This window comes from Luteolibacter sp. (assembly GCF_058122085.1).
Window position 1 is genome coordinate 1 of the sequence record NZ_JBIKBQ010000046.1, and the last position, 21489, is coordinate 21489.

Below are 21489 nucleotides of genomic sequence, written 5' to 3' on the forward strand. Positions count from 1 at the left end.
GGTTTTACAGCGACTACAACGGTGTTCTCGAGCAAATCGGCGAGTGATGATTCCAAAAAAGAAACGCCCGATCCCCTGTGAAGAGGATCGGGTGCCTTTGAAATTATAATGAGGGGAGGGCTGGATTACCAGCGACCGCCGCCACCACCGCCGCCGCCGCCGCCACGGCGATCACCGCCGCCGCCACCGCCGCCTTTGTAGCCACCGCCGCCGCCGCCGCCACCACGACGATCACCGCCGCCGTAGCCACCGCCGCCGCCGCCGCCGCCGCCACCACCGTAACCGCCGCCACCACCGCCGCTTGGACGGGATTCTTTCGGCTCGGAAGCATTCACGCGGAGAGCACGACCGTTGTAGTCGTAGTCGTTGAGAGCCTCGATGGCTGCATTCAACTGGGATTGATCACCGAGGGTCACGAAAGCAAATCCCTTGGATTGCCCGGTTTCACGGTCGGTGATGATTTTGACCCGTTCAACAGGTCCAAAAGCGGCGAAGAGGCCAGTAACGTCTCCTTCAGTAGCGGTGTAGGGCAAGTTGCCCACGTAGATATCCATTTGATTCAATTCTAATGACGCCATGTTGATTCAACACTTCCTTCGACCATGGCGCCACGGACCGAACAAAGAGCGATTAAACAAACTTTCGCCGTCCGATCGACCCGTGAATAGACCCGCCGCGGACGAATTAGCAACAATTGATTTTATTTATTTCGGCCATCTGCCGGTTGCCCGCGGGGCCCGAGTTTGATGATTTATGGTTTGCGCCGCCCGCAGGTAGTGTTTGAGTGCCACGGATCAATCTCAAAAACTCGCTGTTCCACGGTTTCCGGGGCAATCCATGACGAACGAGGGTGGTGCTCAATGACTTGCTAACTTCAATCGTCAAACCCATCCAGCCAATCATGAAGACATGGCTCATTTTCCCGCGGTCGCCTCATTTTTTGATTCTTAACACGCTCTTTTTCCTCGGCTTGGGTGCGTCGGCGGCGGCCCTCCCGCCACGGCCACTGGACGTGAATGGCGATACAGTCCCCGATCTTTGGGCACTCCGGTATCAGGCCGGGGCTCTTAACCCAGTCGCCGATTCGGATGGGGATGGAGCCTCCAATGCCAGCGAAAGCTCGGCGGGCACTGACCCGCTGGCGGCAGGCTCGGTGATCCGGGTTTCCTCAATCACCAGGGACGCCGCAGGGGTGCGTCTCACTTTCCCGACGGTTCCAGGCAAGCGCTACCAAGTGCAAGACAATGCATCCTTGGAAGCCGTCTCCTGGGGCGATATCGGAGCGCTTCATACAGGGACGGGCGGCGAAGCGGAGGCGACAATCGCGGCTCCTGGGACGGCAAAATTTTTCCGGGTTTATGTCGAGGATGTGGATGCCGACAATGACGGTGTCACCGACTACGAAGAAATCCTTGCTGGCTTCAACCCGAACAGCCCGACCTCTTTCGGGGCCAGTGGCCTCACCGACAAAGAGGCGCTGCTGGCAGGGCTCAATCCTGCAGCCGTCAACACGGTGAGTGTGCAGGCTGCGGACGACGCCGCAACCGAACCGAGTCCGGCGGATACCGGACTTTTTGTCATTACGCGAGTTGGAAAACTGACGCCGGTCACGGTGAATTTCACCGTTGCTGGCAGCGCGGTGGAAGGTAGCGACTACGCCGCGATCAGCCGCTCGGTGACATTTCCGTTCGGGATGAACACCGCGGCGGTGACCATTACACCTGAAACGGATGCATTGATTGAATCGCCGGAATCGGTAATCCTGACGATTGCTGCGGGCACCGATTATGCGCCGCCCACCCCGACCACGCAGCCAGCCGCGATACTCATCCATGATCGAACCGCTCCGAACGGCACTGGCCTGACTGGACGGTTTTGGAATGAAGTGAGCAGCGGGGTCAACATCATCTCCGGATCCAATCCGGCGAAAATGTTTGGAAACCCGGTTTTGACCCGCATCGATGCGATGGTCAATTTCACCTGGCCAAACGGCACGAACGGTGGGTCCCCGAGCCCCGGCGTGGTCAGCGGCAACTACTGGTCCGTCCGTTGGGCAGGTGAAGTTCTCCCGGAGTTTTCGCAGATTTACACGTTCTACTTCAAGGCGGATGATGCGGCGCGGGTTTGGGTGAATGGAAAACTTTTGGTCAACGCTTGGCCGCGTGCCGGCGGTGCGACTACTGAATTCTCCGGCACGATCGAACTGGTGGCGGGAGTAAGGGTTCCGATTGTGGTGGAGTTTCACGAAATCAGCGGCGATGCGCAGGCCGAACTGCGGTGGTCGAGTCAGAATGTAGCCAAAGATTTCATCCCGACGGCACGCCTGTTCCCGGCGGTGCCACCCCGGATTCTCAGCCCGCTCGATGTGCTTCTCATTCAAAACAGCCCGGCTTACAACTACCAGATTGTCGCCAGTGGCGAACCAACGAGCTTCGGGGCGGCCAACCTGCCACCCGGCTGGACGTTCAACCCGACGAGCGGCCTGATTTCCGGCACGCCCGATACGATCGGGACTTGGCCGATTCTTCTCACGGCGACCAATGCCCATGGCTCCGGCAGTGAGATTCTCACGTTGAAGGTGATCGGCACTGGCAATCAGATCACCCGTGACGTTTGGACCAATGTGTCTGGCACCGAGCTCTCGTCGATCCCGCTGAACACGCCGCCGAACCAAACCGGTTTCATCACGGATCTTGAGGCTCCGCAAAATGATGGCGATGATTTCGGCGCGCGCATTCGCGGCTCGCTCACAGCTCCCGCGACCGGCAGCTACCGCTTCTGGATCACGGCGGATCACGCCGCCGAGTTATGGATTTCCAACGACAACGAAGAAGTGGGCTCGTTCCTCCGTGCCGTGGTGAACGCGCCGACTGCGTATCGCGGCTGGACGGATGCCGGTGCCGGCAAATCCGACTTCCTCTGGCTCGAAGCGGGCAAGTCCTACTACATCGAAGTGCGGCACAATGAGGCCACCGGCGCCGACCACGTCAGCGTCGGCTGGCTCAAGCCCGGCGAAGGCGGCGTGGACCCGACCGCCGCCACCGCTCCCACGGAAGTGGTGCCATCCTTCGTCCTTTCGCCATACGTGGCGGGAACGGCCGGTGGTCAGGGCACGCTTTTCTATACGAATCTCACGCCACAAGGCGGCGTGATCACGAGCGCATCCGGCAACATTCTGCTCCGCTTGAGCGAAGACGAAAGCCAGGCGGTCATCACGGTCAATTATTCGAACCTGACCACCCCTTACTTTGGCATGCATTTGCATGATCCTAACATTCCTGGAGGCGGCCTATCCAACGTCGTCTGCGATTTCGACGAACCCGCCGACGGGAGCACCGCCAGCGGACGGCACCTTCCACAACCTCCTGAAGGCCGTGACCCTCCATCCTGCGATGGGCCGCTACCTCGACATGCTGCGCAATGATAAGCCAAACCCATCGACAGGCCGTATCCCGAACGAAAACTACGCTCGCGAAGTTCTGCAGCTCTTTTCGATCGGTCTCTATCGGCAATGGCCGGATGGATCGCTGATGCTCAACTCCAAGGGCGAACCGATCCCGACTTACGGTCAGGATGAAGTGGTCGGCTTCTCGCATGTGTTTTACGGATGGGGTTACCATTACTCCGGCGGAATCAATTCGACCTCGAACTCCATCACCACCGGTCCCTTTATCTGTCGGCAGCTCGACCATCACCGTGAGCATCCCGGCCGGGCATACCTATGCAGTGAGCGACTCGATCCAAATCGACTTTGTCACCGCAGGCGCGCCTTCCGGCCTTTTCACCGTGCTCACCTCCACGTCGCCCACGCTGACTGTTACCGGGACGGACATCCCGACGGTCGTTGGCAATGGCAATGCCAATGTCATCCTCCCGGCCGACATCGTCACCCGCAACGGAGCGCTCGTGGCAACCCGCGAAAGCTACGCGTTGGATCGCAGCGGCGGCACCGTGGCGCTGACGTTCAGCGACTGGGGACTCAACGACACGGAAACCGATTTGAGCCAGACCCCGATGCGCTCGCCCACGGTCTTCAATTTCTTCGAGCCGGACTACAGCTCCCCGGGCATCCTGGCGCAGGCCGGGCTGGTCACTCCAGAGTTCCAGCTCACAACGATAACCTCGGGGCGCTGGTGGACAAGTTCAGTGACCTCCTGATGGCGGGCCAGCTTCCCTCCACCGGCACGAACGATTACTCCACCACTCCGCGGACCATCGTGAATGCCAAGGCGGTCATCACCGACTACGCGCAGTCGTTGCCGTACGACAAGACTGTCACCGGACTCACTACCGCAGCCCTTCTCGGAAACAATCTCAAACAAATCAAACTCGAAGTGCCGGCCGGTTCACACCTGAACGGCGAAGGCGAAATGTGCGACCGCTGGGGCACTCCCTACTTTTTCCATCAAGTCTCCGCGACCGAAATGGAAATCCGCTCCGCAGGCCCGGACCGCAAAATGTGGACGGGCGATGATTCGCAGATGTAGGCTCATCTTCGCGCAGAGGGGAGATACGCAGGAAAGCATCTCGATCCTCAGCCTCAACGGGGCGACATACGATAGTCCTGGGTATCGCTCCGGTTGAGGGTGCTGAAGGTTTCCGCAAAAGCGTGGGCAAGCACGGAATGGCGGCCGGCGAGTAGCACCTGCCGGGAGGCGTGATGGTCTGGATCGCCCGCGCAGAGCGCGGATACGATGACCGAGGAATCGAGAGCGGATTTCATTTGGACGGCGGGTGCGGGACGATCCGTCCGTCACGAGCCTCGCGATCCGCCTTGATGGCTTGGACAATATGGCCGCGCTTCAGTGGCGGGCCGCTTTGAATCACCGGAAACCCGTCGTTCATCTCGACGCTCACCGGATCCGGCTCGGGAACGGCCTGGAGTTTGCCCCCATGGACCTCCGGTTTCAGGCGGCTGCCCTCGTGCAACCCGAGGCTGTCGCGGATCGCCTTGGGCACGACGAGACGTCCTGCTTTGCCAAGTGTGATGGGAGTGCTCATGGTAATTTGAATACCATTGGCAGCTTGATACGGCAAGGGTGGAACTTGAGGGCGTTGGGGGTGAGGGAGCGGGTGAAGAGGATTGCGGTTCTTGAGAGCGGGGCCTATCAAGGGCGGGTGATTTTCGGGCGCTTGCGGTTGTGGATGGATCCTGTGAAACGCTCCGGACCGGAGGCGATGGCGGTGGACGAGTGGCTGTTGGAGACTGCGGAAACGCCGGTGCTGCGGGTTTACGGCTGGCTGGGAGAGTGGGGGAGCGTCGGGTATTTCGGAAATCTGGCAGAGGCGCGGGCGGCGTTTCCCGGAGTCGAGTGGGTGCGGCGCTGGACCGGAGGCGGCACGGTGGATCACCGGGCGGACTGGACTTACACGGTGGTCGCGCCTGCGGAAGAAGCGCTGGCCGACGCGCGCGGGGCCGAAAGCTATCGGCTGCTGCACGCGGCGCTTGCGGAGGTGCTGGCAGGCGAGGGGATCGACGCCCGCCTCAGCTCGGGTGCCGCGGAAACCGGGGCGGCGGCTTGTTTTGAAAACCCCGTCAGCCATGACATCGTCGATGCCGCAGGCCGGAAAATAGCCGGTGCGGGGCAGCACAGGACCAAGCGCGGATTGCTGCACCAGGGCTCGGTGGCGGTGGCTTGTGATCCGGAGCGCCTGGCTTCAAGTCTGGCGGGAAATTGGCAGACGCATGAATTCCATCCGCCGGCAGAGGTGATTTCCGCGAAGGTGCGCGGGCGGTATGCGCTGGCCGCGTGGACCGCCCGGCGGTAAGGTCGGCGGGTCACGCCCGCCGCAGCGTCAGGTGGATGATCTCGGCCGGGGCGTTCACCCGCACGGGAAACCAGTTGCCGGTGCCGTTGCTCACCACCATCGCCCGGCTGTTTTTTTGATAGAGCCCGGACCAGTAGCGATACATCGCCGAGCCCGCGCCGAGTTCGGAAGTGAGCATCAACTGCCCGCCGTGGGTGTGGCCGGCCAGCGTCAGCGGAAGTCCGAGCTCGGCCGCGAAGTCGAAGGCGTGCGGATGGTGCGCCAGCAGGATCGGGAACGCGGCCGGGTCGCGCAGGCCGGCCACGGCTTCCACGCTCCGCGCCATTTCCTGCTCGCCGTGATTCCAGACGATCCCGAGAACCTGCACCGGCACGCCCCGCACCTCCACGGTCGCGGCCTGGTTCCGGAGCAGCGCGATGCCTCCGTCCCGCACGCCTCTCACGAATTCCGCCGGGTCGTCGAACAGGTCGTGGTTTCCCTCCACCACGAACACGCCCGACTTTGCCCGCATCTGTTGGAGCATCCTCACTCCGTCCGGCAGGTCGCGGATCGTGTTGTCGATCAAGTCGCCGGTGAACAGCACCAGATCCGCTTCCAGTCGGTTGGTCGCGGCCACGATTTCATCCAGCACCCGGCCGCGCGTGAACTTGCCGACGTGCGTGTCCGTCACGTGCGCGATCCGCATGCCGTCGAGCGCCTGCGGCAAATCCTTGAGAGAAAGGGTCATTTCCCGGATCCGGAACCGCGTCATCTGCGGGATGCCGTAAGCCGTCGTGCCGAAGGTCGCCATCACCGGCATCGTCACCGCCGCCGCTCCGAGCCATTCGCGCCGCGTCCAGTTCCGGCCCGTCGCCGCCACGGCGGGGCTCTTCCTAACCAAGCGCCGGCCGATCGACCACAGCGACCAACCCATCATGGTCGGCAAGCCGAGCATCGGCATGAAAATTAGGCCCCAGAGGAGGACCAGCGAGTAGAGCGCGGCCGGGATCGGCATCGTCACCAAGTCCCGCCGGGCGCAAATGACCCACACGAATCCGGCCAAAACCAGCAGGACCGAGACGGACAAGCCCAGCCGCGCGACGCGGCCCGCGCCGAGCCGCTGCAAGCGCCGGTCCGCCCAGATCCACCACGCCAGCGACAGCAGCGGGATTCCCAGAATGATGAGGAGGACGACGGGCATGGGGTGGAACCCGGCAGGCGGGACACCCGATTTTGAGCGGGGATCAGCCAAGCGCAACGGGAAAATCCGACACGGGAAAATCCGACACCCACGAGGATTCGTGTTGAAACACGGGCGGATCCGGCTAGGGCTGAGCCAGCAGGGTTCACGCCCGAGGATTTATGATGTGGGAAGCAATTCAATCAAGCGGTGCATGGCAGGGCGCGGGGACGGGCGCTGCTTGGTTCGTGACTATTTGCCTGCTGCTGGCGGGATTGGTCGGCTGCCTGCTGCCGGTCTTGCCGGGGCACTTGATTTTGCTCATCGCCGCCGTCGCCCACCGGTTGATGCTCGGGGCGGATTCCGGGCTGCGCTGGTGGTCGTTTCTCATTCTCGCCGCGCTGATGGCGATTTCTCAGACCTTCGAAACGCTTAGCGGGGCGGCCGGGACGAAATGGTTCGGCGGCACGCGCTGGGGAGCGCTCGGCGCGCTGGTCGGCAGCATCGTGGGGATGTTTTTCCTGCCGTTCGGCTTGCTGGTCGGGCCGCTGGTGGGGGCGTTCGTCGCTGAAATGGCCTTCGCAAAAAAGCAGAGCCACCACGCGGCGTATTCCGGGGTCGGCTCGGTCGTCGGCACCTTGGCGGGGATGGTTTTCAAGATTGCCGTGGGCGTGGTGATGATCGTCTGGTTTTTCCTTGATGTGTTTTTGATTGGAAAATGAGTGAAGCGGCCGCAGGTTGTCGCCGCCGCTCCCCGGACGGTCGCAGTTTCGCGCAAGCGGAGCTGAGGAAAGTCCGGACACCACAGGGCAACGCGCCTCATGAAAGTGAGGGACGGGAACCGCGAGGAACCCGGACAGACAGTGCAGCAGAAAGATACCGCCGATGGCCCGCAAGGGCACAGGCAAGGGTGAAATGGTGGAGTAAGAGCCCACCGCGAATCCGGGTAACCGGACGGCACGGCAAACCTCGCGTGGTGCAAGACAGAACAGGGGAAGGGCTGCCCGCCCGCTATTCTCCGGGTATTAGTCGCACTCTGCGCAAGCAGGGCGCTCCGCTTCGGCGGGGTGAGAGAAATGGCCGTCCAGCCCCGCAAGGGGTGGACAGAATCCGGCTTACAGGGGAGCGGCACTCCCTTTTTTCTTTGCGGCCGGGGACCCGTCGCGCCGACGGGTTTTATCCTTCATTCAATTTCTTGCCAAATTTACCAAGTTCCCCTTCACTCCGGGCCGCTTCACCCATGGCACTCATCGTTCAAAAATACGGCGGCACCTCCGTCGGCTCGCTCGACCGGATCCGCAACGTCGCCACGCGGATGAAACGCACCCGCGACGAGGGCAACCAAGTCGTCGCCGTGGTCTCCGCCATGTCCGGCGTCACCGACGGCCTCATCAAGATGGCCAAGGATCTCGCGGAAAACCCTTCGGAGCGCGAGCTCGACGTGCTCCTCGCCACCGGCGAGCAGCAGTCCATCGCGCTACTCAGCATCGCGCTTCAGGAAATGGGCGTGGCCGCCGCCTCCTTCACTGGCAGCCAGGCCGGCATCCACACCACCGGCTCGCACACCCGCGGCCGCATCCTCAACATGGACCCCACGCTCATGCAGAGTTTCCTCGACGCTGGGAAATCGCTGGTCGTCGCCGGCTTCCAAGGCGTCACGCCGACCGGCATGATCCACACTCTCGGCCGCGGCGGTTCGGACCTCACCGCCATCGCCGTCGCCGCCGCGCTCAAGGCGGACGTCTGCCAGATCCTCACCGACGTGGACGGCGTTTACACCTGCGACCCGCGCGTCGTCAAAAACGCCCGCAAGCTGCCGGAGATTTCCTACGACGAGATGCTTGAAATGGCCTCTTCCGGCTCGAAGGTCATGCAATCCCGCTCGGTCGAGTTCGCCAAGAAATTCGGCGTCGTTTTCGAAGTCCGCTCCTCACTCAACGATAATCCCGGAACCCTCGTGCTAGAAGAACATCCCAACATGGAAAACGTCGTCATCCGCGGCGTCTCGATCGAGCGCTCGCAGGCGCGCGTCACTCTCACCGGTATCCCCGACGAGCCCGGCATGTCCGGCCGCATCCTCGGCGCCCTCGCCGACGCGGAGATTAACCTCGACATGATCGTCTCCAACATCGCGCACGACGGCTTCGCCCGCCACTCGTTCACGATGCACTCCAGCGACCTCGGCAAGGCCCAGGCCGCGCTCAAGCCCGTGATGGCCTCCCTCGCGCCAAACGCGAAAATCGAGACCGAGTCCGGCATCGCGAAACTCTCTGCCGTCGGCATCGGCATGCGTTCCCACTCCGGCGTCGCCGCCACCATGTTCAAGGCCCTCGGCGACGTGGGCATCAACATCGGCATGATTTCCACCTCGGAAATCAAGATCGCCGTCACCGTGGACGAGCCACGCATCGAAGACGCCGCCCGCGCCGTGCATGATGCCTTCGGCTTGGACAAGGTGCCGGCTTAGTGGCGATCACCGGTCGCCACGAATTCATTCATTTTCCCACTCGCGGCGACCGGTGATCGCCGCCACGTTTCAACCGACCATGCACGCACGAATCCTCGGTCTCTGGCTCACCTCGCTCGCCATCGCGCCCGCTCAGGAATCCGTCACAGCGGATGACCTCCGAGCGCTTCTCAACGACCCCAATAACGACCTCGCCAAACTCGCCCAAGGCATGGCCGGTAACAAAGGCGGCAACCAGCTGTTCTATTTCCCCACCCGCGACGAGCCGGCCACCCCCGCCGCATGGGGACTGAAATTCGATTCTATCAATTTCAAATCCGCCGACGACACGGCTCTCCACGGCTGGTTCATCCCGGCTAAAGGCAAAGCCGCCAAGTCCGCCAAAGCCACCGTCGTCTTCTCCCACGGCAACGCCGGCTCGATCGGCCATCACCTCGGCTTCTGCGCCTGGCTAGCGGAAGCGAGTTACAACGTCATCATCTACGACTACCGCGGCTTCGGGAAATCCGGCGGAACTCCGGACCGCCGCGGCATGATCGACGACGTCAAAGCCGCCTTCGCCTACGCCCGCAAGCGCCCCGACATCGACACCAGCCGCCTCGTTTCCTACGGCCACAGCCTCGGCGGCGCGCAATCCGTCACCGCCCTCGGCGAATCGCCGGTTAGGGGGCTGCGCGCCATCGTCATCGACGGTGCCTTCGCCTCGTATCTCGCGATGGCCCGCATCGTCGCCGGCCAACTCGGAGCCAGCCTCGTCACCGACGAACTCGCGCCCAAGGACTTTGTTAAAAAGCTCTCACCCGTCCCGCTGCTCGTCGTCCACGGCAGCAACGACGAGGTCGTCCCCGTGAGTCAAGGCCGCCAACTCTTCGAGGCCGCCGGCCAGCCGAAAACCCTTTTCGAAGTCAAATCCGGCCGCCACGGCACCGCCCTTTCTAACGACGAAGGGGCCTATCGCCGGAAAATGATCGCGTGGCTCGACGCCGCGCTCAAAGGCTGAAAAATCACAGCTGGTGATGCGCGCCGCCGAGAATGCTGCGGGCGTCGAAGCCGTGGTTCGCCAGAATCCGCGCGGCGAAGTAGCTGGCCTTGCCCATCTGGCAGATGGTGAAAACCGGCTGGCTGCGGTCGAGCTCGCCGAGGCGGCCGCGGAGCTGCGCGAGAGGGATGTTGACCGCGCCGGGGACGGGCTGCTTTTTCGCGGTCGCGGCGGGCCGGACGTCCACGATCTGCGCGCCCGCTCCCGTGTCTTTCAACTCGGCGACCGGCACGAGCAGTCCGTCGCGGATGTTGCCCGCGGCGAATCCGGCGACGTTGATGACGTCCTTCGCGTTGCCGAAGGGCGGCGCGTAGGAAAGCTCGAGGTGGGCGAGATCGTCGATGGTCAGGCGGCCGCGCAGGGCGGTGGCGATCACGTCGAGCCGCTTGTCCACGCCGTCCTTGCCGCTCGCTTGTGCGCCGAGCACGCGGCCGTCATCGGGCGACCAAAGGAGCTTGAGCGTGATGGTTTCCGCGCCGGGGAAGTAGCTGGCGTGGGAGGAACCGTTCACTGTGACAGTCTGATAGGAGACGTTTTCCGACTTGAGCCGGGCTTCCGAATAGCCACTGATGCCGGCGACGTGATCGAACACCCGCACGATGGCGGTGCCGATGCTGCCCGGATACGGCAGCGCTTTTTCCCCCAGGAACATGTGATCCGCCGCCGTGCGTCCCTGGCGGTTCGCCGGTCCGCCGAGCGGGATCGCGGTGCGCTTGCCGAGGATGGGATCGGCCGTCTCGCAAACGTCGCCGACCGCGTAAATGTCCGGGTCCGTGGTGACTTGGAAAGCGTCCACACGGATGTGCCCGCGTGGCCCGAGCTCAATGCCCGCGTCCTTCGCCAGCCCGCTTTCCGGACGCACGCCGATGGAGAGAATCACCAGTCCGGCGGATAGAGTCCTGCCGGACTTCAGCTTCGCGGAAACTTCCCGGCCTGTCGTCTCAAAGCCATTGATGCCATCGCCGAGAATCAGCTCCACGCCTTTTTCGCGCAGCGTGTTTTCCAGCGGGCGCACCATTTCCGCGTCCAGCTGGGGCAGCACCTGCGGCTGGAGTTCGATGACGCTGACTCTTTTCCCGATCGCATGAAGCTGCTCCGCCATTTCCAAACCGATGAAGCCCGCGCCGATGATGGCGACATGATCCACCGCCGCGGCCGCCGATTTGATCCGGTCCATGTCCTGCAAATTCCGCAGCGTGAGGACGAGCGGGCTGTCGATCCCTGGCAAGGGTGGACGCAGCGGGCTGGCGCCGGGGGCGAGGATGAGCTTGTCGTAGGCGATCACGGATTCGGTGCCGTCCGCTAGAAAGCGCGCGCGGACGTTTTTGTTATTCCGGTCGATGGCCAGCGCCTCGGTGAGCGTGCGGACGTCGAGGTTGAGCAGCGCGCGCAGGCTTTCCGGCGTCTGGATCGCGAGTTCCGCGCGGTCCGGAATCTCGCCGCCGATGTGATAGGGCAGCCCGCAGTTCGCGAAGGAAACGTCCGGCCCTCGCTCGATCACGATGATGTGGGCGCTCTCGGAATGACGGCGGGCACGTGCGGCGGCGGAGGCGCCACCGGCCACTCCGCCGATGATCAACAGGGTTTCAGGCTTGGTTTTCATGGGAGTTGGGAAGTTCGGTCAGGTTGATTGGCGGGGGAGGAAGGAGTTCGAGGGAGGGGGTGGTTCTTGGTGGAATCAGTTGCCCGGCCGCGGCGCGGAGTGGAGCGCCGCGTTCATGGCGTGGCAGAATCCCGACAGGACCGATTCATCAAGGCGGTAGAACACATTGCTGCCGCGCGCCCGCGACTTCAAGAGGCCTGTTTTTAGCAACTCGTTGATATGGCGCGAGCAAGCGGGCTGGGAAAGAGGCAGCGCCGCCACGATTTCCATGCAGGGGACTTCTCCTTTTCCCGCCAAATATCGCAAAATGCAGATCCGCGCCGGGTGCGACAAAGCCTTCGCGAACCCCGCAAGTTTCACCGATGAATCCTCAAACGCTTCCAATTTCGCCAGCGGCATGAATTCTATATCTCAAATATAAGATATGTTTGCAAGCGGGGATTTTTTCCAATGAAAATTTCCGGTCGCGGGAGATCAGGGGAGATCAATGTCGGCTGGCAATGGGGCAGGGCGCTTTGACGCGCGTGGCGCGCTTGGCGTGGCGCGCTTGGCGTGGCGCGCTTGGCGTGGCGCGCTTGGCGTGGCGCGCTTGGCGTGGCGCGCTTGATCGGCGGTTAGGCCGGGCCGTGCGTCGGGTCGTGCGCCGCGGCGGCTCATGTCTCACCGCGCCCGCTGCTCGCTCATCCACGTGTAGAGCATGACCCATAAGGAAAGCGCGAATCCGAACAGCGGGATTTGCAGCATCGAGGGCAGTGAGTAAAGAATCGAGACGACTGGAATCCACACGCCCCACGTCGCGAACAAGGTCGGTACCACGAAATCCCGGTAATACTCGCCAGTGAAAAACACGCCCGTCCCTTGGAAGCGGAAGCCGCGCGATTTCCAATCGTAAAGCCAGGTCGTCACCGGACAGGCGAACAGCGGGTTATAGAGAAACTGGTCCACCAGCACTTTTTTCGCCACCACCACGAACGTCGCCCGGCCGCCGAACCAACCGGCTTGGTGCTGATAGAAATAGTCCACGACGAGCCCCATCACGCACCAGAACGGCGCGGTGAAGAGCAAGTTGGAAAGGTTGGACCGACGGAATTCCCCCCGCTGGAAAAGGAAGATCCGTAACAGTTCGGGAATGACCGCGCCGGCGACGATCGCGTTGAGGGCGGAATAGCCATAGCCCCAACGCGCCTTGACCGCCGCCAGTCCGTCAAGCCAACCACGCGTCGGCGGATAGAAATAATACGCCATTACAATGGAGAGCATCAGCGCCTGCACGATCAAGCCCGGCACCACGTTCGCGCGTGCGGCGCGCAGCCCCGCGGTCCATGGCCGGTCGCGGGTGATGATCTGCGGGGTGGAGGGCTTTGGCGGCAAGGCGGCGGACGATGGAAGCGGCGGGCCGTATCTTCAAGCAGGGATTCCTAACCGGGCATGGGCGGGTGACGTTGATTTCACTCCATGGCTCGGACTCGCGGCTCGCGGAAAATCCGCGCATCCTTCCAGACGGGATGCGGAGCGCGACGCCGCGAGTGCTGGCAGGTTCACGCTGAACTCGCCGGACCCCATGATTGCCAATAATTCCCTCTCCACTTTTCATCAATGGTTGCTCGCCGAACCGACTGAGCCGGCACCGGCGCGGACCATCATCCTTCACGGGGATTCCACGGTTTTCAGCGATCGCTTGATCGAGGAGATCGCCACTTACCTGAACGAGTATGACGACGATGGCGCCGGTCGCTGGCTTTCCGCCACTTCCGACCTGGTGCAGCAAGTCTCGGGAAATCCAGACCTCCGGCAGTTGCTCGGAATGGCCGAGAGTTGCCAGAGTTGCCCGCCCGACAGCGCCTGCGGTCTCCGGAAAACGCTCGCCGCCCTAGGTCAGCGCGGACATGTGATTTTCCGCTCCGTCGCGCCACCCGCCAAGGCTCTTGATCTGCCGGAAGCGTTTCACGCGGGCATCGGCAATGGCCTCGGCCCCACCCGGAAGTGCCATCTGGTTCTCAATCCGGACCTGATGGACCCCGGCAGCATCGCCCACATCATCGGCGACGTGTTTCTCGAGTGGCTCCACCGGGACCACCTGCGAACCTCGGCAGCTCAAAAGACGGCGTAAAATATGCGCGGCTTTCCGCAAGCCGGGCTAAGACCGGTTTGTCAGCGACTGTTCTTCTAGCCCGGTCTTTGCCCATGAACGTTCTCGCCCTCACGATTCTTATTTCTTCCTGTCTAGCAGGAGTGTTCATTGCTTGTTTCGCGGCGGAGATCCGCCGCGCCCGCCGCTCCAGCCCCGAGCGCGACTCCCTTCTGCCGCTTGATCCCGAAGCTCCCCGGACCGGGAAAACCCCTCTCTAATCGCATCTGCCCATGACCACCTCCATCACCTACGACGACAAGTCCGTCCGCCGCTTCATGATCGCCTCCCTCGTCTGGGGCATTATCGGAATGCTCGTCGGCGTCATTGCCGCCACCCAGCTCTCGTGGTGGCAGATGAACGGGAAATTTCTCGAAATGATCAGCTTCGGCGCCATCAAGGCGGAAGGGATTTCGTTCCTCACCTTCGGCCGGCTCCGTCCGCTTCACACGAACGCCGTCATCTTCGCCTTCGTCGGCAACATGATGTTCGCCGGGATTTACTATTCCACCCAGCGGCTTTGCAAGGTGAGGACCGCCTCGGACCTGCTCTCCAAAATCCATTTCTGGGGCTGGCAATCCATCATCGTCGCCGCCGCCATCACCTTGCTGATGGGCTTCACCCGCGGCAAGGAATACGCCGAGCTCATCTGGCCCATCAACATCGCGGTCGTCCTGATCTGGGTCGTTTTCGCCATCAACTTCTTCTGGACGCTGGCGAAACGCAACGAGCCCAGCCTCTACGTCGCCCTCTGGTTCTACATCGCCACCATCATCACGGTCGCGATGCTCTACATCGTCAACCACCTCTCGTTGCCTACCTCGCTCACCCATTCCTATCCGATCTTCGGCGGCCTCCAGGACGGACTCGTGCAGTGGTGGTACGGCCACAACGCCGTCGCCTTCTTCCTCACCACGCCGATCCTCGGCATCATGTATTACTTCCTGCCGAAGGCCGCGAACCGCCCGGTTTACTCCTACCGGCTGTCCATCATCCACTTCTGGTCGCTCGTTTTCATCTACATCTGGGCCGGTCCCCACCACCTTCTCAACACGTCCCTGCCCAAGTGGCTGCAACTGCTCGGCACGCTATTCTCCCTGATGTTATGGGCGCCTTCATGGGGCGGCATGCTCAACGGGCTGCTCACCCTCCGCGGTGCCTGGGACAAGCTGCGCACCGATCCGGTCATCAAGTTTTTCGCCGCAGGCATCACCTTCTACGGCATGGCCACCTTCGAGGGCCCGCTGCTCTCGATCCGCGCCGTCAACGCGCTTTCCCACTACACCGACTGGGGCATCGGCCACGTCCACTCCGCCGCGCTCGGCTGGAACGGCTTCATGGCCGCCGGCATGTTCTACTGGCTGGCCCCGCGCCTCTGGAAAACGGAACTCTGGTCCAAGGCCCTCGCCAACATGCACTTCTGGATCGGCACCGTCGGCATCCTCATCTATGTCGCCGCCATGTGGGCCGCCGGCATCATGCAGGGACTCATGCTCGGCCAGGTGGACGCGGGTGGCACCACCCTGAAATACGAGTTCATGGAAACTCTCGAAAGCATCCAGATTTTCTACATCCTCCGCTCCTTTGGCGGCACTCTCTATCTGGTCGGCTTCCTGCTCTGCGCCTATAACATCTGGAAAACCGCCCGTTCCGGAAAAGCCCATGACGAGACGGTCCAGGTCGCGATTCTCGAGCGCCCGAAGAAGGACAACATGTCGTGGGGCGAGGCGCTGTTCAACGATCCGCTCGCCTACATTTTCCTTGGCATGGCCTTCGTAATCCTCTGGTTTTTCCTCCCACCCCACGCGGACAAGGCGGCGCTTGCTGTCGCCATCCTGCTCGGGATCAAGGCCTTTTATGCGTTCAAGGCCTCCAAGGAAAAGTGGACGAACTGGCACGAGCGCATCGTCGAGAACTACCTGCCGTTCTCGCTGCTCGTCTTCATCGCCGTGGCCATCGGCGGCTCGGTGCAGATCATCCCCTCGCTCATCGTCAACCGGGAGAAAAACATCGAAGGCCGCCTCCAAGAACTTTACACCCCGCTCGAACTCGTCGGCCGCGATTTGTATGTCTCCGAGGGTTGCTACAACTGCCACTCACAGATGATCCGCACGCTCGTTCCCGACGTCATGCGCTACGGCCGCTCCGGAAAGGCGGATGACTACTCCCATCTCGGCGAGTCGCTCTTCGACCATCCCTATCAGTGGGGTTCCAAGCGCACCGGCCCCGACCTCGCCCGCGAAGGCGGCGACATCGCAAAATATCCCGACGGCAGCTCCTACAAATACATGCGCTCCGGCAAGCGCGGCAACGACTGGCACTTCAACCATTTCCTCAATCCCCGCCAGACCTCGCCCGGCTCGAACATGCCTCCCTATCCGTGGCTGTTTGAAAAGACCGCCGACGTGAAATCCCTGCCCGCGAAAATCGCCGCCCAATCCCGCCTCGGCGTCCCGTGGCCCGCCATGAGTCAGCATGAAATCCGCGACCTCGCCGAAAGCCAGTCCCAGGAAATCGCCGCCTCGCTCGTCGCCGCCAAGGTCTATCTGCCCGACAAGCCCGAGCTCCAGGGCGACGCCCTGCGCAACCACCTCGCCAAGACCGAGGTCGTCGCGCTCATCGCCTACATGCAGAAACTCGGCACCTACCGCGAAGTCGTCAAGGACCAGCCCGCCAAGCCGTCGAACCTGAATCCGGACAGCCACCGGAAAAACCCCTGATCGATCATCGCCATGTTCCAACGCATCCTCGTCGAAGAGTGGGCCACCTACGTGCCGATCATTTCCTTCGTCCTCATCGCCGGCGTATTCACCGTGGTGACGATCCGCGCGCTGAGAATCGAGAAGGGCGAGCGCAAACGCCTCGCCTCGCTGCCACTTGAAGAGAACTCTGAACATCCAAAATCCCTATGAGTCAGGAACCCAAACGCGGCCACTTCGCCAAAGAAAAAGGCGAGATCATCCTTCGTGAACACGAATACGACGGCATCCAGGAATACGACCAGAAACTGCCGAACTGGTGGCTCTTCACCTTTTACGGTGCCGTCGTATTCTTCGTCGTTTACTGGGTGGCTTACTATCACACCGACTTCATGAAGAACGACCAACAGATCATCCGCGAGAAAATCGCCGCCATCCAGGCGGCGAAAATGGTCGAACTTGAAAAAACCCTCTCCACCCTCGACGACTCGAAACTCGTTCACCAGTGGGCCACCGACGCCGCACTCGTCAGCGCTGGCGAAGCGACCTACCTCACCAACTGCTCCGCCTGCCACGCCGCCGACTTCAGTGCCACCATGGCCGTCGGTGCTAACAAGATTCCGCTTCCGGGCCTCGCGCTCAACGACCGCCAGTGGAAATTCGGCGGCAAGCCGATGCAGATCTTCAAGCTCATCAACGAAGGTTCGCCGCCGGAAAGCACCGGCCACAACGGCGCGAAGATGCAAGCCTGGGGCCAGACGCTCAATCCCAAGCAGATCGCCGAAGTCACCGCCTATCTGATCGCGAAGCTCCCCGAGGACTTCAAGGACATCCCCGCCAACTGATCGTTCGTAATGCTAGCGGATTTCCACCGTGGTGCCGGGGCGGATGAGCGTGGGGAGGCGGATGGCGTCCCAATTGGCGAGGCGGATGCAGCCGGAGCTGCGGGCGCGGCCGATGGTCTCCGGATCGGAGGTGCCGTGGAGGCCGATGCCGGGCTTGCTGAGGCCGCACCAGAAGATGCCGACCGGGCTGTTGGGGCCGGGCGGGATGTTGAGCGCCTCGGAGTCGGCGCTGCGTTTTCCGGTATCGAGGAGTTTCTGGTCATAGCGCCAGTGCGGGAGTTCGACGGAATTCCTGACTTCCCAGGTGCCGAATTTGATGAACTGGGGTTTTCCCGGAGTGATGGGAAACGAGGCGATGAGGCCGCGGTTAGGGCGGGTGGCCGTGGAGATGGTGGTGGCGCCGGGCTCGGCGACGACGAGGGCGGCGGGCGCCGCTTCGAAGACGCGAACCTGGTTGATCTTGGTGTCCACGACGGCGTGGCGCTGGCTCATGGTTTCGTCGGTTTTGTAGCCGGTCCCGGTTAGGCTTTCGATGATGAAGGGGCGCACGTTCGGCACGATGATGGTGTCGCGTGGCTTGAGGTTGTTGATTTTTGAACTGCCGTTGAGGTCGTTGAGGTAGGGGATGTCGGTGTGGTAGCGCTCGGCCATGAACTCGGCGTGGCTGCGGTAGCTCATGCGTTTGCGGGTGGCTTGCAGGGCTTTCTTCGTCGGCAGGGACGTGTCAACCCAGGCGGTCGAGATGTCGGGGACGATGGCGATGGCGAGCGGGTTCGGGACGGCTTTGCGGGCGGCGGTGTTGACGGCGACCCAGTCGGAAATTGGATAGCCGTTGACCTCGTTCCAGGATTGCACGGCGAGTTCGGTGAATTGACCGGGTCTGCCGTCGATCACGCCGGGGCCGAATTTCCCCTCATCGAGGAAAATCTGGAGGCGCACGGCATCGTCGCCGATGGGTTTCAGCTCCAGCGGCGAGGGAGTGGAAACGGTTTCGATGGGGGTAGCCTGCGCGATCGGATGCGCGGGTCTAACGAGGACGGGTGCCGCGGCGGGCACCACCGGATCGGCCGTGGGGGGCGGTTGGGAATTCAGGTCGTCGTCGCCGCCGAGCGGCAGGGCGCGGAGGACCGGGCGCGCGGTCGGTGGGGTTTGTTGGGCTGGAACGAGCGTGGTGAGCGCGATGAAGGTCGGAAGAACGAAGCGGAACATGGAACAAAATTTGATGGAAATTAGGCGGGAATGGCGGCGAAGGATTCAAGTCGCCCGGCAATGGCGGCGGGCACGACGGCGCTGACGAGGATGTCGTCGCCCTCGTAGTCAGTGGAGAGGACTTTGGCCTCGCGGTGAAGCAGGCTGACGAGGTCGGCGCGTTTTTGGGGAATGCGGTATTCCTGGTGGCGGACGCGGTCGGCGAGGACTTGGCTGCAAATTTTGAGAAGTTCCTCCAAACCGAGTCCGGTGACGGCGGAGGCGTGGAGGGCTCCGGGGTATTTCTTGTCCAGCGCGATGAGTTCGAAGGGATCGGTGACGCGGTCGATCTTGTTGAGAACTGTGATGGTGGGCTTGTCTCCGGCACCGAGCTCTGCGAGGACTTCGAGCGTGGTGTCGTGGAGCCGGTCGATTTCCGGCGAGGTGGCGTCCAGAACGTGGATGAGGAAATCCGCGAGGGCGGCTTCTTCGAGCGTGGCCTTGAACGCCTCGATGAGACGGTGGGGAAGATTCCTAACGAAGCCGACGGTGTCGGTGATGAGGAGCGGTTGGCCGTCCGGCAGCTCGATGCGGCGGGTGGTGGTGTCGAGGGTGGCGAAGAGCATGTCCTTGGCCATCACGTCGGCACCGCTGAGGATGTTGAGCAGGGTGGATTTCCCGGCGTTGGTGTAGCCGACGATGGCGGCGTGGGGCGTTTCGAATTTCTCGCGCTCCTTGCGCTGGGTCTTGCGCTGCTTGCGGACGACTTCGATTTCGCGCTTGGCGCGGTCGATGACCTGATAGGCGAGGCGGCGGTCCACCTCGATCTGTTTTTCGCCCATGCCGCGGGACGCGCCGCCGCCCGCGCCGCCACCGGAGCCGGCGGATTCGCGGTCGAGGTGGCCCCACATCCGGGCGAGGCGGGGGAGCGCGTATTGCATGCGGGCGAGCTCGACCTGAAGGCGGGCTTCTTTGGTTTGCGCGCGCTTGGCGAAAATATCGAGGATGACCTCCTCGCGGTCGATCACGCAGAGGTCGGCGAGTTTTTCCCACTCGCGCTGTTGGGAGGGCGCGAGGCCGTTGTCGATGACGATGACGTCGCACTCGTGGGCGCGGGCGAGCTCGACCATTTCGGCGGCTTTGCCGGTGCCGCAGAGGAATTTCTTGTGCTTCTCGCGGCTGCGGCAGAGCACCGACTCGACGACTTCCACGCCGAGGGTTTTGACGAGTTCGCCGAGCTCCTCGAGCAGGGATTCCGCCTCGGTGGCCTCGTTGGTCTCGAAATAGAAGCGCACCAGCAAGGCGCGCTCGATCATGTCCGGCTTTTCTCTGACTTCAAACATCCGCAGGACAGGTAGCACCGATGCCACCTTTCGGCCATGCGAAATTTCTAGCGGATTCCTCCTTTCAGCGGGTTTCCTCGTTCAGCCAGCGCTCATGGCCCCACAGCCCCCAGACGATTCCGGCGAGGCCGAAGGTGAGCAGCAGCGGAGGCAGCGCGTAAGTCAGGCTGATCCCGGCCGGACCGATGGTGGCGAGGACGTCGTTATTGAGGAAATGCGGCGACAGCAGGAGATACAGCCGCGCGACCAGCAGGGAAATCGCCCCGAACGCCATCATCGTGCCGCCCCAGGATTGGTAGCGGCGGGCGAGTCTGACGGTGGCGAGGCCGAGCAGGCCCAGGCCAATGATGCCGAATGCATCGAGCAACAGGCCGTTTTCAAAGACGATTTCAAGCAACAGATTCATGCGGGAAGAGGGCGGGGGAGGTGGTTGTCCGGCGTGGGGAAGGAGCGGCGAAAACCTTGGCGTGCATGGCCAGGCCGAGTCCGAAAAGCAGCCAGCCGCTGTTCATCGCGACCAATTTCACGGAATGCCAGGCGACGGCGGTGGCGGCGCTGCCGTGGTAACGGCCCGCCGGCGAGAAGCGCTCGATGATTCCCGCGTCGTAGAGCGGCAGCATCACGGCGTAGCCGAAACCGAGCAAGAGCGCTCCGGCCGCGATCAACAGGGCGGTCCAGCCTTCCGTGTACTTGCACAGCCGCCACGCGATGATCATCAGGAAAATCCCCATCACGATCATGAAAACCGGGCGAACCGCTTCGATCGATCCCAGTGGCAGGCAGTTCCCGTAATTCATTTCCAGATACACAAACTATTCATAAGTCGTTGATCAATAGCAATGAACGAAGGATAAATTGGATATGGACCCTTCTAAGAAGCTATGAATCTTTGATAGTCTTGTCGATCTTGAAACTTTGCTTTTCTAAGAAACTCGGCCGGAAATCACCACCAATACTCGGTTTCATCAGTATCCGGCGGGTTATGAAAAATCCTTGAAAGCAAGGCGTCTGTTAGCTTTTCCGAGGTGAAATGGTCATTTCGGCCTGCCGAAAATATTTTTACCGGAGATAGCAGGAATTTGCTTTTGGGGTGAAACCACGGAGGCAGTTGCCAGCATGACGGCGAGGGCGGTGTGGAGTGGAGGACGCATTGATTTCCTGATTGATGATGAAAGAACCGATTTCATGGGTCTAAATCGCGACTCGCCAGTGTCCGATGAATGGGAATCGAAACTTCCCGCAGCCTGCC

General features: G+C 62.1%; 23 protein-coding genes, 1 other RNA gene and 1 pseudogene. 14 read left to right on the forward strand and 11 right to left on the reverse strand.

The features are described from left to right. Positions 1 to 125 precede the first annotated feature (125 nt). Positions 126 to 554 carry an RNA recognition motif domain-containing protein gene (locus AC4DF4_RS08625; protein ID WP_490047718.1) on the reverse strand — a complete coding sequence of 143 codons (429 nt, stop codon included), beginning with the start codon at positions 552 to 554 and terminating at the stop codon, positions 126 to 128. 296 nt (positions 555 to 850) lie between these two features. Between AC4DF4_RS08625 and AC4DF4_RS08630 the strand changes: the two genes are divergently transcribed. The 4 genes and pseudogenes from AC4DF4_RS08630 (at position 851) to AC4DF4_RS08645 (ending at position 4487) form a co-directional block, all read left to right on the forward strand. Continuing rightward, a complete protein-coding gene (locus AC4DF4_RS08630; protein ID WP_490047719.1) occupies positions 851 to 3424 on the forward strand; it encodes a PA14 domain-containing protein in 2574 nt (857 codons plus the stop codon). After that, positions 3393 to 3632 (forward strand): annotated as a pseudogene (locus AC4DF4_RS08635) (DUF1800 family protein); the annotation flags it as partial. The gene AC4DF4_RS08630 and the pseudogene AC4DF4_RS08635, both read left to right, overlap by 32 nt. A 64-nt stretch (positions 3633 to 3696) precedes the next feature. Further along, complete coding sequence (locus AC4DF4_RS08640; RefSeq protein ID WP_490047745.1) at positions 3697 to 4158, forward strand: hypothetical protein; 462 nt, start codon at positions 3697 to 3699, stop codon at positions 4156 to 4158. Then, positions 4134 to 4487: a hypothetical protein gene (locus AC4DF4_RS08645; RefSeq protein WP_490047746.1), complete on the forward strand. Its 354-nt coding sequence runs from the start codon at positions 4134 to 4136 to the stop codon at positions 4485 to 4487. Before AC4DF4_RS08640 ends, AC4DF4_RS08645 begins: the two co-directional genes overlap by 25 nt. Positions 4488 to 4540: 53 nt before the next feature. Here AC4DF4_RS08645 and AC4DF4_RS08650 read toward each other — a convergent pair whose 3' ends face one another. Together AC4DF4_RS08650 and AC4DF4_RS08655 are read right to left on the reverse strand one after the other, a co-directional pair. Beyond that, positions 4541 to 4723, reverse strand: a complete 183-nt coding sequence (locus AC4DF4_RS08650; RefSeq protein WP_490047720.1) for a PIN domain-containing protein — start codon at positions 4721 to 4723, stop codon at positions 4541 to 4543. Continuing rightward, positions 4720 to 5001, reverse strand: a complete 282-nt coding sequence (locus tag AC4DF4_RS08655) for an AbrB/MazE/SpoVT family DNA-binding domain-containing protein (RefSeq protein WP_490047721.1) — start codon at positions 4999 to 5001, stop codon at positions 4720 to 4722. Before AC4DF4_RS08655 ends, AC4DF4_RS08650 begins: the two co-directional genes overlap by 4 nt. A gap of 153 nt (positions 5002 to 5154) precedes the next feature. Here AC4DF4_RS08655 and AC4DF4_RS08660 point away from each other — a divergent pair, with 153 nt between their 5' ends. Beyond that, on the forward strand, positions 5155 to 5769 hold the full coding sequence (locus AC4DF4_RS08660) for a lipoate--protein ligase family protein (RefSeq protein ID WP_490047722.1): 615 nt from the start codon (positions 5155 to 5157) through the stop codon (positions 5767 to 5769). Positions 5770 to 5779: 10 nt separating this feature from the next. Here the strand turns inward: AC4DF4_RS08660 and AC4DF4_RS08665 are convergent, their stop codons facing one another. Continuing rightward, on the reverse strand, positions 5780 to 6949 hold the full coding sequence (locus AC4DF4_RS08665) for a metallophosphoesterase (protein WP_490047723.1): 1170 nt from the start codon (positions 6947 to 6949) through the stop codon (positions 5780 to 5782). 227 nt (positions 6950 to 7176) lie between these two features. Between AC4DF4_RS08665 and AC4DF4_RS08670 the strand changes: the two genes are divergently transcribed. The 4 genes from AC4DF4_RS08670 (at position 7177) to AC4DF4_RS08685 (ending at position 10395) form a co-directional block, all read left to right on the forward strand. After that, positions 7177 to 7650 carry a DUF456 domain-containing protein gene (locus tag AC4DF4_RS08670; RefSeq protein ID WP_490047724.1) on the forward strand — a complete coding sequence of 158 codons (474 nt, stop codon included), beginning with the start codon at positions 7177 to 7179 and terminating at the stop codon, positions 7648 to 7650. 24 nt (positions 7651 to 7674) lie between these two features. Then, positions 7675 to 8062: RNase P RNA component class A (gene rnpB, locus AC4DF4_RS08675), an RNA gene on the forward strand. A gap of 106 nt (positions 8063 to 8168) precedes the next feature. Continuing rightward, complete coding sequence (locus tag AC4DF4_RS08680) at positions 8169 to 9395, forward strand: aspartate kinase (protein ID WP_490047725.1); 1227 nt, start codon at positions 8169 to 8171, stop codon at positions 9393 to 9395. A gap of 79 nt (positions 9396 to 9474) precedes the next feature. Next, entirely contained in the window at positions 9475 to 10395 is a 921-nt protein-coding gene (locus AC4DF4_RS08685) for an alpha/beta hydrolase (protein ID WP_490047726.1), read from the forward strand. A 4-nt stretch (positions 10396 to 10399) separates the two neighbouring features. On the opposite strand, the gene AC4DF4_RS08690 is transcribed toward AC4DF4_RS08685, so the two are convergent. The 3 genes from AC4DF4_RS08690 to AC4DF4_RS08700 all read right to left on the reverse strand — a co-directional run bounded on the left by AC4DF4_RS08690 (position 10400) and on the right by AC4DF4_RS08700 (position 13408). Then, positions 10400 to 12037 carry an FAD-dependent oxidoreductase gene (locus AC4DF4_RS08690; RefSeq protein WP_490047727.1) on the reverse strand — a complete coding sequence of 546 codons (1638 nt, stop codon included), beginning with the start codon at positions 12035 to 12037 and terminating at the stop codon, positions 10400 to 10402. 75 nt (positions 12038 to 12112) lie between these two features. Then, positions 12113 to 12436 (reverse strand): ArsR/SmtB family transcription factor, encoded by a 324-nt coding sequence (locus AC4DF4_RS08695; protein ID WP_490047728.1) that lies wholly within the window; start codon positions 12434 to 12436, stop codon positions 12113 to 12115. A 261-nt stretch (positions 12437 to 12697) separates the two neighbouring features. Continuing rightward, positions 12698 to 13408 (reverse strand): hypothetical protein, encoded by a 711-nt coding sequence (locus AC4DF4_RS08700; protein WP_490047729.1) that lies wholly within the window; start codon positions 13406 to 13408, stop codon positions 12698 to 12700. Positions 13409 to 13598: 190 nt separating this feature from the next. Here AC4DF4_RS08700 and AC4DF4_RS08705 point away from each other — a divergent pair, with 190 nt between their 5' ends. The 5 genes from AC4DF4_RS08705 (at position 13599) to AC4DF4_RS08725 (ending at position 17709) form a co-directional block, all read left to right on the forward strand. Beyond that, on the forward strand, positions 13599 to 14147 hold the full coding sequence (locus tag AC4DF4_RS08705) for a hypothetical protein (protein WP_490047730.1): 549 nt from the start codon (positions 13599 to 13601) through the stop codon (positions 14145 to 14147). A 74-nt stretch (positions 14148 to 14221) separates the two neighbouring features. Continuing rightward, a complete protein-coding gene (locus AC4DF4_RS08710; protein ID WP_490047731.1) occupies positions 14222 to 14386 on the forward strand; it encodes a hypothetical protein in 165 nt (54 codons plus the stop codon). A 12-nt stretch (positions 14387 to 14398) separates the two neighbouring features. Beyond that, positions 14399 to 16885, forward strand: coding sequence for a cytochrome-c oxidase, cbb3-type subunit I (gene ccoN, locus AC4DF4_RS08715; protein WP_490047732.1), 2487 nt, complete (start codon positions 14399 to 14401; stop codon positions 16883 to 16885). Positions 16886 to 16897: 12 nt separating this feature from the next. Then, entirely contained in the window at positions 16898 to 17077 is a 180-nt protein-coding gene (locus tag AC4DF4_RS08720) for a hypothetical protein (RefSeq protein WP_490047733.1), read from the forward strand. Then, complete coding sequence (locus AC4DF4_RS08725) at positions 17074 to 17709, forward strand: cbb3-type cytochrome c oxidase N-terminal domain-containing protein (protein WP_490047734.1); 636 nt, start codon at positions 17074 to 17076, stop codon at positions 17707 to 17709. Before AC4DF4_RS08720 ends, AC4DF4_RS08725 begins: the two co-directional genes overlap by 4 nt. Before the next feature lie 12 nt (positions 17710 to 17721). On the opposite strand, the gene AC4DF4_RS08730 is transcribed toward AC4DF4_RS08725, so the two are convergent. From AC4DF4_RS08730 to AC4DF4_RS08745, 4 genes are all read right to left on the reverse strand, one after another. Next, on the reverse strand, positions 17722 to 18918 hold the full coding sequence (locus AC4DF4_RS08730) for a L,D-transpeptidase (RefSeq protein WP_490047735.1): 1197 nt from the start codon (positions 18916 to 18918) through the stop codon (positions 17722 to 17724). Between the two features lie 20 nt (positions 18919 to 18938). Beyond that, positions 18939 to 20240, reverse strand: coding sequence for a GTPase HflX (gene hflX / locus AC4DF4_RS08735; protein ID WP_490047736.1), 1302 nt, complete (start codon positions 20238 to 20240; stop codon positions 18939 to 18941). A 64-nt stretch (positions 20241 to 20304) separates the two neighbouring features. Beyond that, positions 20305 to 20646, reverse strand: coding sequence for a hypothetical protein (locus AC4DF4_RS08740; RefSeq protein ID WP_490047737.1), 342 nt, complete (start codon positions 20644 to 20646; stop codon positions 20305 to 20307). Next, positions 20630 to 21037, reverse strand: a complete 408-nt coding sequence (locus tag AC4DF4_RS08745; protein ID WP_490047738.1) for a hypothetical protein — start codon at positions 21035 to 21037, stop codon at positions 20630 to 20632. Before AC4DF4_RS08745 ends, AC4DF4_RS08740 begins: the two co-directional genes overlap by 17 nt. Positions 21038 to 21489: the final 452 nt, after the last annotated feature.